This is a genomic window from Paenibacillus sp. oral taxon 786 str. D14, from assembly GCF_000159955.1.
GTDB classification, from domain to species: domain Bacteria; phylum Bacillota; class Bacilli; order Paenibacillales; family Paenibacillaceae; genus Fontibacillus; species Fontibacillus phoenicis.
Map to the genome: position 1 here is coordinate 89,598 of NZ_GG695976.1, position 11,831 is coordinate 101,428.

The 11,831-nt window shown below is 56.7% G+C and carries 11 protein-coding genes; all 11 read right to left on the minus strand.

Annotation, left to right across the window (positions count from 1 at the left end):
* Window positions 1–299: 299 nt before the first annotated feature.
* Window positions 300–2,042 (minus strand): phosphoenolpyruvate--protein phosphotransferase, encoded by a 1,743-nt coding sequence (gene ptsP, locus POTG_RS11260; RefSeq protein ID WP_009224954.1) that lies wholly within the window; start codon window positions 2,040–2,042, stop codon window positions 300–302.
* A complete protein-coding gene (locus POTG_RS11265) occupies window positions 2,039–2,305 on the minus strand; it encodes a phosphocarrier protein HPr (RefSeq protein WP_009224955.1) in 267 nt (88 codons plus the stop codon). Before POTG_RS11265 ends, ptsP begins: the two co-directional genes overlap by 4 nt.
* A complete protein-coding gene (tkt, locus tag POTG_RS11270) occupies window positions 2,299–4,341 on the minus strand; it encodes a transketolase (RefSeq protein WP_009224956.1) in 2,043 nt (680 codons plus the stop codon). Before tkt ends, POTG_RS11265 begins: the two co-directional genes overlap by 7 nt.
* 20 nt (window positions 4,342–4,361) lie before the next feature.
* Window positions 4,362–4,814 carry a ribose 5-phosphate isomerase B gene (gene rpiB, locus POTG_RS11275; protein WP_009224957.1) on the minus strand — a complete coding sequence of 151 codons (453 nt, stop codon included), beginning with the start codon at window positions 4,812–4,814 and terminating at the stop codon, window positions 4,362–4,364.
* Between the two features lie 199 nt (window positions 4,815–5,013).
* Window positions 5,014–5,697: a ribulose-phosphate 3-epimerase gene (gene rpe, locus POTG_RS11280; protein WP_009224958.1), complete on the minus strand. Its 684-nt coding sequence runs from the start codon at window positions 5,695–5,697 to the stop codon at window positions 5,014–5,016.
* Between the two features lie 203 nt (window positions 5,698–5,900).
* Window positions 5,901–6,932, minus strand: coding sequence for a zinc-binding dehydrogenase (locus tag POTG_RS11285; RefSeq protein WP_009224959.1), 1,032 nt, complete (start codon window positions 6,930–6,932; stop codon window positions 5,901–5,903).
* Window positions 6,933–7,223: 291 nt separating this feature from the next.
* Window positions 7,224–8,486, minus strand: a complete 1,263-nt coding sequence (locus tag POTG_RS11290; RefSeq protein ID WP_009224960.1) for a PTS galactitol transporter subunit IIC — start codon at window positions 8,484–8,486, stop codon at window positions 7,224–7,226.
* Window positions 8,487–8,516: 30 nt separating this feature from the next.
* Window positions 8,517–8,801, minus strand: a complete 285-nt coding sequence (locus tag POTG_RS11295) for a PTS sugar transporter subunit IIB (RefSeq protein WP_009224961.1) — start codon at window positions 8,799–8,801, stop codon at window positions 8,517–8,519.
* Window positions 8,794–9,288 carry a PTS sugar transporter subunit IIA gene (locus POTG_RS11300; protein WP_009224962.1) on the minus strand — a complete coding sequence of 165 codons (495 nt, stop codon included), beginning with the start codon at window positions 9,286–9,288 and terminating at the stop codon, window positions 8,794–8,796. Before POTG_RS11300 ends, POTG_RS11295 begins: the two co-directional genes overlap by 8 nt.
* Window positions 9,269–11,362, minus strand: a complete 2,094-nt coding sequence (locus tag POTG_RS11305) for a BglG family transcription antiterminator (RefSeq protein WP_009224963.1) — start codon at window positions 11,360–11,362, stop codon at window positions 9,269–9,271. The genes POTG_RS11300 and POTG_RS11305 overlap by 20 nt, the downstream gene beginning before the upstream one ends.
* A 228-nt stretch (window positions 11,363–11,590) precedes the next feature.
* On the minus strand, window positions 11,591–11,831 hold a 241-nt coding region (locus tag POTG_RS24335; RefSeq protein ID WP_036645072.1), incomplete at its 5' end, for a hypothetical protein.

Below are 11,831 nucleotides of genomic sequence, written 5' to 3' on the forward strand. Positions count from 1 at the left end.
ATGCGCTGCCGAAAATGAACCCCCGGACTATGAATAATTCCTCCGTAATTCCTACAACAATAACAAGGAGCAAGAAAAGCGCCTTTTATTTGCCGAAAAAACAGGAATCAAGTGGTAAACGGCAAAAGACAAAATAAGGCCACTGTGTTCCAAGCTACAAGCACGCAAACTAAGGACGTAAAAAAAGAACCCGGTTCTCCCAAAACGTGAAAGAACACGGGCTTCTCAAAACGGATCAGAAACTCAGAAACCGGATGCGCCTAAACAAAACGTCTCAAAATGTCCTCCTGATGCCAATATCAAGGAGATACGACCGCGGCGTTAACGGAGCGCCGGACGAAGTCGGCGACCTCCCGGGCATCGGCCAGCCGCAGGGCCTGCTGCGCCATAACGGCCATCTCCGCCCTGGACAGGCTGCGGATCAGACTGCGGGCAGGAAGAATGGACGCGGCGCTCATGCTGAACTCGTCCAGCCCCAAACCGAGCAGCAGCGGAACGGCCAGGCGGTCTCCGGCCATTTCCCCGCACATGCCCACCCATTTGCCGTGGGCGTGCGCGGCGTCAATCACTCCCGCGATCAGCCTAAGCACCGCCGGATTGAACGGCTGGTATAGATGCGAGACCCGGCCGTTCATCCGGTCGGCCGCCATCGTATACTGGATCAGGTCGTTGGTTCCAATGCTGAAAAAATCGACTTCCGGCGCAAAAAGATCGGCCATCACCGCAACCGACGGAATCTCGACCATCATCCCGACACTGACGTTATCCGAAACCTCTGCCCCTTCAGCAAGAAGCTTCCTTTTCTCTTCCGCCAGCATTTGCTTGGCCCGCCGCAGCTCCTCCAGAGCGGCGATCATCGGAAACATGATGTGCAGCCGGCCATACACGCTCGCCCGCAGCAGAGCCCGCAGTTGGGTACGGAACAGCTCCTCCCCCGCGCTATCTAGGCACAGGCGGATCGCCCGGAAGCCGAGAAACGGATTGTCCTCCCGCGGCAGATTCAGACAAGGCGCCTCCTTATCGCCGCCGATATCGATCGTGCGCACGACCACCGGCTTTCCGGCCATCGTCTCCAGCACCTGGCGGTAAGCCGAAAATTGCTCTTCTTCGGACGGAGCGTCGGCGCGCCCCATATACAGAAATTCCGTACGGAACAGACCGATGCCTTCGCCGCCGCATTCAATTACCTCGGCGGCATCGGCTGGACTGCCGATATTTCCGGCCAGCAGCACCCGCTGCCCGTCGCCGGTGACGGTAGGCTGCCCGACGAGCAAAGCCCATTCCCGTTTCTTTTGCGCTTCTTCCCTCCGTCTGTCTTCATACTCCGCGACAAGCTCGCGCGAAGGATTCACCAGCAGGACGCCTTCATGGCCGTCGAGGATCAACAGATCGTTGTGCCGGACAGACTCCATCACGTCCGCGCTTCCGACGATCGCCGGAATCCCCATGGATCGGGCCATGATCGCCGAATGAGAGGTGCGGCTGCCGGCGCTGATCGTGAATCCCTTCACAAAAGTCCGGTTCAACCGGGCCGTATCGGAAGGCGTCAGGTCATGCGCGACAATGATGACCTCCTCCGTGATCCCGCCGAGATCCTGGAACGGTTCGCCGGATAAGGCAGCCAGCACCCGCCGCGTTACGTCGCGGATGTCCGCGGCACGTTCCCGCAGATATTCCGTGCCCAGCGCTTCGAACGCCGCGGCGATTTCCCGCGCCGTTTCCCGCAGGGCGAATTCAGCCGTCACCGCTTCATTGCGGATCTTGTCCCTGACCGGGCCGAGCAGCTCCGGGTCCTGAAGGACAAGCAAATGCGCTTCAAATATTTTAGCTTCTTCCTCTCCAAGTTCAGCGGCGGTATGCTCACGGATTTCCTCAAGCTCCCGGCTGCTTTGGGCTACGGCGGCTTCCAGACGTTCCAATTCCGCTTCCGCGCCAAGCGCGCTTTCCTTCTCGATCACCGGCTCATGGCTTTCCATCACATAGGCCTTCGCTATCGCAATGCCCGGCGAAGCGGGAATGCCTCGCACCATCTTCACGCTCATTGGCCAAGCCCCTCCCGGATGATAACTCCGCGCAAAGCGGCGATCGCTTCCTCTTCATCTTCCCCGGAGCTCGTGATCGTGAAGCGATGCCCATATTCAATACCCAGCGACATGACGCCGACGATGGACTTCAGATTGACGGTCTTCCCGTCGTATTCCAGCCGGATGTCCGATTTGAATTTGCTCGCGTGCTGCACCAGAACCGATGCCGGGCGGGCATGGATGCCGGACTCCTCCGTCACTACAAACGTCTCGTTCACCATGATCCGCCACCCTGCCTTTTCACCGCTGCCGCCAGCGTCTTAAATCGGTCGGCCGCATGCCGGACCGTAAAACCGTACTCTTCGAGCAAAACCTCCGCCGGCGCGGACGCCCCGAAATGATCCAGCGCAAGCACATCCCCTTGCTCCCCTATATACTCTCTCCAGCCAAGCGGCGAACCGAGTTCAATCGCTAGCCGCGCCTTCAGCAAAGACGGCAGCACGCTTTCCTTGTACTCGGCGCTCTGGCGCTCGAAACGGTCCCAGCTCGGCATGCTGACCACCGATACCTTGATCCCCTCTTCCACCAGCTTCGCCTGTACGGCCAGCGCCAGGGCAACCTCCGAGCCGGTCGCCAGCAATAAACCTTCCGCCTCGCCCTGCGCAGGCGAAAGGACATATGCGCCCCTCGCCACGCCTTCGTAAGCCGCTTCCTGGGAAATGGGCAGCGTCGGCAGGCTCTGGCGGGACAGCACGAGCGCCGTCGGCGTATCTTGGCTCTCCAGCGCAAGCCGCCAAGCCGCGGCGGTCTCCATCGCATCCGCCGGACGGATCAAGGACAATCCTGGCATCGCTCGCAGCGAAGCCAACTGCTCGATCGGCTCGTGGGTCGGCCCGTCTTCCCCGACCGCCACGCTGTCATGCGTAAATACGTAGATGACCGGAAGCTTCATCAACGCCGCCAGGCGAATCGCCGGACGCAGATAGTCCGAGAATACAAAGAACGTCGCTCCGTACACCTTGACGCCTCCATGCAGCGCCATGCCGTTCATCATCGCTCCCATGGCGAACTCGCGTACGCCGAAGCAGATGTTCCGCGCGGCGTAATCGCGGCGGCTGAAATTGCCTTCGCCGGCAAGCAGCGTTTTGTTGGAGCTTGCCAGATCGGCCGAGCCGCCGATCAATTGCGGGATGGCCTGCGCCGCCGCGTTCAGCGTCTTGCCGGAAGCATCGCGCGTCGCCAACATCTGGCCGGTCGCGAACGAAGGCAAGCCCACATCCCAGCCTTCCGGAAGCTGCCCGGATACGGCGGCGGCAAACCGCGCAGCCTCTTCCGGGAACTTGTGCCTGTAGCTGTTCCACAGTTCATTCCAGGCGGCTTCCCGCTCCCGTCCGCGCTGCGCCAACTGTGCAAAGTGCGCCTTCACTTCCTCCGGCACATAAAACGGCTCTTGGTAATGCCAACCATAGGCGGCCTTGGCGGCCGACGCCTCCTCCGTTCCCAGCGGAGCGCCGTGGCAGGCCGACGTCCCGCCCTTGTTCGGCGCGCCGAAGCCGATGACCGTCTTCACTTCGATCAAGGTCGGCCGTTCGGTATCGGCTTTGGCTGCGGCAATCGCCCGGCGGATCGCCGCAAGATCGTTCCCGTCTTCCACGCGCAGCGTCTGCCATCCGTAAGCCCGGAACCGCTCCAGGACATTTTCCGAAAAAGACAGGTCAAGATCGCCGTCGAGCGAAATATCGTTGGAATCGTACAGCACAATCAGCCGCCCCAATCCCAAATGTCCGGCGAGTGACGCCGCTTCCGCGGACACGCCTTCCATCAGGTCGCCGTCGCCGCAAATGCTGTAGGTGTAATGGTCTACAAGCGGGTAACCTTCCTTATTATAGATGGAAGCCAAATGCCGTTCGGCCATGGCCATTCCCGCCGCCATCGCGATGCCCTGACCCAGCGGGCCGGTCGTCGCGTCCACTCCGGGCGTATGGCCGAACTCGGGATGCCCCGGCGTTTGGCTGCCCCACTGCCGGAAGCTTCGCAAATCTTCCAAGGTCAGCCCGTAGCCGAACAGATGCAGCAGACTGTACAGCAGCGGCGATCCGTGTCCGGCGGATAATACGAACCGATCACGGTTGAACCATCCCGGATTGTCAGGATTATGGCTCAGCTCACCGGCCCACAGCGCGTAGGCCATGGGCGCAGCGCCCATCGGCATGCCCGGATGGCCGGATTTCGCCCGCTCGACCATATCGATGGACAAAGTGCGGATCGTATTCACCGCCAGCATTTCGATACTGTTTGCAGCAGAATCAGTATTCATAAGGTTTTCTCCCTCTTTCTTTATTCGGATCGGGCGGAACGCTCGTAATTTGACACCTTGTCAATCCGCCGTTGATGGCGTCCGCCTTCAAACTCCGTCTCTATCCAGGTCTTCACGATTTCTCTTGCCAATCCGGGCCCGATAACCCGCTCGCCCAAAGCCAGCATGTTGCTGTCGTTATGGAGCCGCGTCGCCTTCGCGCTGAACACGTCATGCGCGAGCGCGCAGCGAATGCCGGGCACCTTGTTGGCCGCGATCGACATGCCGATTCCCGTTCCGCAAATCAGAATTCCCCGCTCCGCTTCTCCGTTGGCGACCATCGCCGCCGCCCGAATCGCATAGTCGGGGTAATCCACCGCATCTTGGGTATCGCAGCCGAGGTCGACGACTTCCGCGTTCATTTCCCGCAGCAGGGACGCAAGCTCCCTTTTCAGCATCAATCCGCCGTGGTCATTGGCTATCACAACCTTCATCGCAACAGTCTCACCCTCCTTTCCTCATTTTCATCATATCATTGTGAAAATTACGCATGTACGCGTTTTCATCCCAATTTATCGCCCGCGCCATGTGCATCATTGGGATGCGCCGCTTTCGGCTGCACAAGGCATCCTCGCTCGGCCGCGCGCCGTACCGGGTGCAGCCCATCCAAAATTCGCGACCAGCGTGTAGCGGTCACATCCCTTCCGGCAAAGCCGCGTTGTCCATGGCGGCTCTGAAACGGGCGGCATTGTGCCCGATGCCTTCGCTGTTGTACAGAGCGGAACCGGCGACGATCACATCGGCGCCCGCTTGGACAACCTTACCGACATTGGACAGCTTGATGCCTCCGTCCACCTCTATATCCACACTCACGCCCAGCGCATCGATCGTTTTCCGCACCGCCCTGATCTTCTCCAGAACAGCAGGGATGAAGCTTTGCCCGCCAAACCCTGGATTTACGCTCATCAGCAGCACCATGTCGATCTCTCCAATCACGTAATCCAGCACGTCCGGCGGTGTCGCCGGACTGAGAGCGACGCCGCTTTTGACGCCGGAAGCCTTAATTTCCTGAATGGTCCGGTGCAAATGGCGGCACGCCTCCGCTTGAACCGTAATGATATCGGCGCCTGCAGCGGCAAAACGGGCGATGTACCGCTGCGGCTCCTCGATCATCAAGTGCACGTCGAAAGCCAGATTGGTATAGGGGCGGACGGATGCGATGATGTCCGGTCCCAGCGTAATATTCGGCACAAACGCTCCGTCCATCACATCGATATGAATCATATCGGCTCCTGCCTTGTCGGCCGCCTCAATCTCGCTGCCAAGCTTGGAGAAATCCGCCGCAAGAATCGATGGCGCCAGCTTCGGCTTATTCATCGGTTTTCTCCTTTCGTCCCCTGCTTTTTTAGCGCCGTCCGACGAACGATTTTGAAGATGGCATAGATAAAAACGACGCAGCTTGCCGGGAATTGATATTTAAGCAAAAGTCCGCTAATATACCTGCCGTGCGGTCCCAAAATATAGTCCAGGAAGCTTTCCACCATACAATCACCCGCTTCCGCTAAATTGAAGCCCCTGCTTTAAGAAACGGGGGTCAGAACAACCTTGATCGCCTCGCCGTTTCTCATCAGCTTAAACGCTTCTGCCCATTCCGTTATAGGGAATTTGTGCGTCACCAGCGCTTTCGCGTTGACGCGCTGTTCGTTCATAAGCCGCAGGGAAGGCTCCCAATCGAACGGATTCTGGCTGCGGCAGCCGATGACGCTGATTTCCTTCTGGATAATTTTCTCAAAATCAACCGGGATTTCCGGCGATGCGAATATGCCCACCTGCACATAACGCCCTTGTTTGGCCAGAACGTCCAGTCCCATCGCAACAGCCGGCACCGCGCCGGTGCATTCCAGCACAACATCCGCGCCGTATCCGTTCGTCAGCCCGTTAGCCAGCTCCTTTAAGTCCTCGTTTTGGATGTTCACAGCATAGTCGATCCCCAGTTCAAGCGCCTTTTCGAGACGGACCTTATCTTTGCTGAGCCCGGTAATGATCACAGTTGCGCCCAGGCTTTTGGCGATCTGCGCCGTCAAGAGCCCGATCGGTCCCGGGCCTAGCACCACAACGACCTCGCCTTCCTTAATGCCGGCCTTGGAAACGGCATGATGCGCGCAAGCAAGAGGCTCGGTCAGGGCAGCCGACAAATAATCCACGTTGTCCGGCAGCTTATGCACGCTTTCTTTGCGGGCGACGACATATTTGGCGAAACCTCCGTTTTGCTGGGTTCCCAGCCCTCTGCGGCTTGCGCACAGATTGTATTGCCGTGATTTACAATACCTGCACTCCCCGCAAATGAAAAAGGTCGTTTCCGAAGTGACGCGGTCCCCGACCTGGATTCCCTCTACGTTCGCTCCCACCTCTACCACCTGGCCGGAAAACTCATGGCCCAGGGTAACGGGCGCCTTGACTTTATACTTGCCTTCATAGGTATGCAGATCCGTTCCGCACACGCCGGCATACTTCACCTCAATTTTGACCTGATCCGGCCCGATCTGCGGTTCCTCGACCTCCATGACCTCCAGGTTTCCAAATCCAAGCTCCTTTTTAACCAATGCTTTCATCTTCGCCCCTCCAATTTGTATCTATTTATTTGGTGGTGCGCCGCTGCCTGCATAAGGTATAATGAGGAAGAATAAGCGCGGATGTAAGGATCGGTTTTCCGCGTTTATTCGGCAGCTTTGCAGCCCCCAAAAAAGGTCATAAACGGCCCGTTTCCCGTCTGTTCGGGGTGAGCTTATTTGAAAAACAGGCCGTTTGTTGTCCAAGCCATCCGGATGCAAAGACTGTTGTTTCACACGGGCTAATATAAGTGCCAGCTTATATTAGCTCTGGAATGCAGTTGTTTGCCGCCCTTAGTTAAACAAGGCAAACACTTTATATATGACGTAGTTGATCAGATTCCCGCTCTGGTCGATACTGGAGATTTGCGTTGTTCCCTCAGGCATGTTGAAATGGGCATCTATCGCCATTTGCGTATTCAGCGGCGCCAGGTCGGTCGCCATATATAGCGACAAGGCGATGAGCACGGTCCCGGCAATCACCGAGTGGATGATGTTGCCTTTGGCCGCGCCGACGATGAAGGCTACAATGAACGGAATCGTGGCCAGATCAACGAAAGGCAGCACCTTGTTGCCGGGCAGGAACACCGCCAGCGCAACAGTAATCGGAACCAGAATCAGCGCGGTGGCAATGACCGACGGATGGCCGATGGCCACTGCGGCGTCAAGCCCGATGTACACGTTGTCGGCGCCGAACTTGCGTTTGAGGAAGTCGCGGGCCGATTCGGAGATCGGCATCAGACCTTCCATCAAGATTTTGACCATCCGCGGCATCAGGAACATCACGCCGCCCATCGCCATACCGACCTTGATCACCTCGCCCGCGTTGTACCCGGCCAAAATGCCAAGCGCGATCCCCAGCACCAGCCCCATGAAAATCGGTTCTCCAAAGACGCCAAAGCGCTTTTGAATGCTTTCCGGATCGGCATGCAGCTTGCTCACTCCCGGAATTTTCTGAATCAGCTTCACCAGCGGAATGCCGAGCGGCGCATAAGATACGGTGCTGCCCGTCGGCACGGAAATGCCGGGCAAATCGAAATAGCTCTCCAGCATCGGCGCGGTCCAGTCGGCAATTTTGAGCACGATAATCTGGAAAATGATCGCAGCCAGCAAGCCTAAAACGACGCTTTGGGTAAGCGCATACACACAAGCGCCTGTAAAAGTGAAATGCCAGAAGTTCCAAATATCGACGTTCATCGTCTTAGTCGTTTTCGTCACCAGCATGATCACGTTGACCAATAGCCCTGCCGGGATAATGAACGGCGCGATCGGCGAAGCCCACGAGATGGAAGCCGAACCGGGCCAGCCGACATCGATCACGTTGAGCTGGATGCCAAACCGCTCGACCATCCCGTTCGCCGCCGGTCCAAGATTATTAACCAGCAAATCCACGACCAGAGAGATGCCGATAAACCCTACGCCGATCGTCAGACCGGAACGGAAAGCCTTGCCCGGCTTCTGCCCGAAGATTATCCCCAGAATAAAGATCGCCACCGGCAAAATGACGGTCGGACCTAAATCCAAAAATGAGCGTAAAGCGCCAACCATATCTTGCATTCCAATCCCCCCCCAAAATGTAAAAATGTATTATTTCAACAGTTCCTGCAAAATTTTGGCTTTGACTTCATCGATGCCGATCCCGGTCAAAAACGCTCTTGCGTTGATGACCGGAAATGGATATTCTTTGTTGGCGATGGTCGTGCTGACGAGCAGGTCCGCACCTTCAGCCAGCGAGGGCACTTCGGTAATTTTGCACTGCACTAAATTGGCCTCGATATGGTTGGCCTTGCACAATTCCTTGAGCGCTTCAGTGACGATGGTTGAGGTGGCGATGCCCGCCCCGCAGGCGACCAGAATGGTCTTTTTAGTCATATGATTCGACCTCCTTGATTTCTTCAGGCTGCAATTTGTCGTTCATCAATGCTTTGACGGCGGCGGCGCTCTCCCCATGGCGAAGCGCATCAAGCATCCGTCCGTCCTGGATAATTTGCATCAGGCGCGTCAGCAGCCTAAGCTGGGATTTCTTCTGGTCCATGGCCAGCATAAATACGATCTCCACCGGGGTCGTCGCGCTCTCTTCGCCCATGATGCCGAACTCCACCGGCCGCTTTAAAATGCCGATGCTGATCGCCTTGCGGTTCACATGCTCGATATCGGTATGGGGAATGGCGACGGAGCAGGACACGGTCGGAAGCCCGGTGGGAAAGGTCTGCTCGCGTTCGATGATCGCCCGGATGTAGCTCTCCTTCACAACACCGTGGGCCAGCAGATTGCCGGCCATTTCGCTTAACACTTCTTCCTTGCTGTCTCCCTCCAAGCCAAGCAAAATGAAAGATTCCTCAAGCCATTCGGTACTCATGTACGATCCCTCTCTCTTCATCTATGGAAAATGCGGCGGCGATTTCGTGGATTTTCTCGGGCGTATCCGCTTCAATCAAGGCCATCACCTCCTCTTGGTTGCCGGCAAGCTTCATCAGTTGGTTCAAGGAGCGCAGATGCCGGTACTTATCCTTGGCGGCAATGACCACAATGACATGGATCATGTACCCTTCCGCGTAACATACCGGTTCCTCCAGACGCAGCAGGCTCATGGACACTTCATGGACTCCGCATTCGGGATCGGCGTGCGGGATGGCCACTTGATGGCCGATGATAATGTAAGGATCCCTGCTCTCACTGGCTTCCAACATAGCCTGCACATAGCCCGCAGTGATGCTGCCGCGGCGAAGCAGCGGCTCCGCGGCCATACGGACGGCTTCCTCCCAAGATTTTGCGCATCTGGCCAGCGTGATCGTATCTGGAACAATTAGATCGCTTAAGTCCGGCATCTCCGGGGCCATAAAGGGGTTGTGCCTTGGCTCTCGTTCAGGCATGAGATACTGCCTAAGCTCCAGGAGCAGCGACTGGCTGTTTTGGATAACGGCATATTTTCCGATGATCTCCATGATTCTGTCCATGTTGAACTCGGAAGGAACATAACCGTGGAGCTCCTCCATCACCTGCTTGCGCAGTCTGTATCTGTCCTCCTTCCCGAGAAATGTCTTAATGAGAAACAGCTTCTTGTCGGTCGGCAAATAAACGGTGGAGAACACGACATCGTACTCCAGCGCGTAATTGTGGAACTCGCGGACGGACAGCGCATCGAAAAAGACGAATTCCGGGAACAGTTCGCGCAAAGTGCTCTCCAATAGCCTGGAGACACACACGCCCTTGGGGCAAACGACAAGCGCCCTGATCTTCTGCCGAATGCTGTCCCCCTGCCTTGTGCACCAGCCGCCGATCAGCATCGTCAAATAAGTCGTTTCGCTCTCCGGTATTTCGGCGCCAATCAGTTCCACGAGAGGGCCGCAAGATTTTTTGACCAGATGATGCAGTTCCTTGAACTCCTTGCTGACCGATTCCTGCAGCGGATTCGTAATGGAGAGACGGTATTTGATCCGGTAATAGGCCGGCTTCAGGTGCAGCAAAATTTTGTTGTGCAACTGCTCCTTGTCCTGCAGCGTGACACAGGCGTTACGCTCGAACTGGGACAGCATCTCGGACAACGCCCGGTTTAGCTCCGGCAACGTATCGTCGGACAAATAATCGGTGGAAGAGATGTTGGTCGTAAGCAGATGCAGCGTAATGAACATTCTCTCTTCCATCGGAATGGGCTCAAGCTCGCTGAGCAGTTCTTCCACGGCCCTGTACTCCTTGGTATCGGACAGTTCATCATAGTGAATATGGAACCCCTCGACAACTCGCCCCTGCTTCACTCTTCTGAGCAGCAACAGCAAAATATAGGGCATGGACTCCAGCTTTTCGTCGGTGAATTTCAGGTTCAGCTTGCTTTCCACCGCTTCGATTTTGCGGCGAAGGGCGGCGACTTGGGAAGGAGCGGCTCCGGCAAGCTCCCTGAGCCAGTTCTCTCCGCCATACGTTTCCAGCGTTTTGTGGACGATGTCGATCAGGGCCTGCCGCTGGTTAAACTCATTTCCCTCGATGTAGTAGCCGTGCATTCTGGAGTATTTGATCTCTAAATGCAGCGGGCTTATGGCATCCTGCGCATTTTTCAAGTCGCGGAGAATCGTATTTTTGCTCACACCGAGAGCATGCGTAAAATGAAACAGCGACAATTCTTCGTTTTTGCTCAGCATCATCAAAATAATCAGATTGGCGCGTTCTTCCGCGGACAAATTGTAGTTGCCCTTCGTGTTCCGCTCCCGGTCCATCGACAGCGCGGTAAACAGCGCCTTGCCGATCAGAAATTGCCCGGTCCTGCTTCTCTTGATTTCCGGCAAATAATTGGCTTTGAGCCAATCATTGATTTTGCTCAGGCTGTACTCCACCTGCCTTCGGCTTAAGCCGTACTTATGCTCCAGATCCTTGTTCTTGATTCCGGGATTGGTCAACAGCTCACGCAACAGTTGACTGCTTCTCGCATCAAGCTCCATATTCTCCTCCTTTCTCCAAGTAGCTGGTGGTGGAATCAGCCTCTTTCGCCCAAAATCATCTTATCATCCCGCATCCGGAAAATGTACGCGTTTTCATCCCAATTTCTAGCATGCGAATTGTACAACATTGTGATTTTCCTCGCTCCCTTATAGAAGGACAATAAGCAAGCAAAAAAAAGACACCGCCATCGGTGTCTTTAGCTCCAAATCGATAATCTGGAAACGTGTTTACTTTTTCTTCTTGCGCACAAACGCGGCGGTGGCGTTCCCGCCGCCGCTCTTGCCCTTGCCTCCGCCCCGCTTGCGGCTTGGGGCGGCATCCCCGGCGCCCTCGTCGCGGGCGCCGATGAAGATCCCGCTCGCGGACGTCTTCTTCCGCCGCGAGCTCTTGCCCTCGCCGGTGCGGTAACCAGGGCCGGCATCGCGGGCGACGGCGACCGTCCCGGAGGCATAGCCTCCCTTGCCGGAG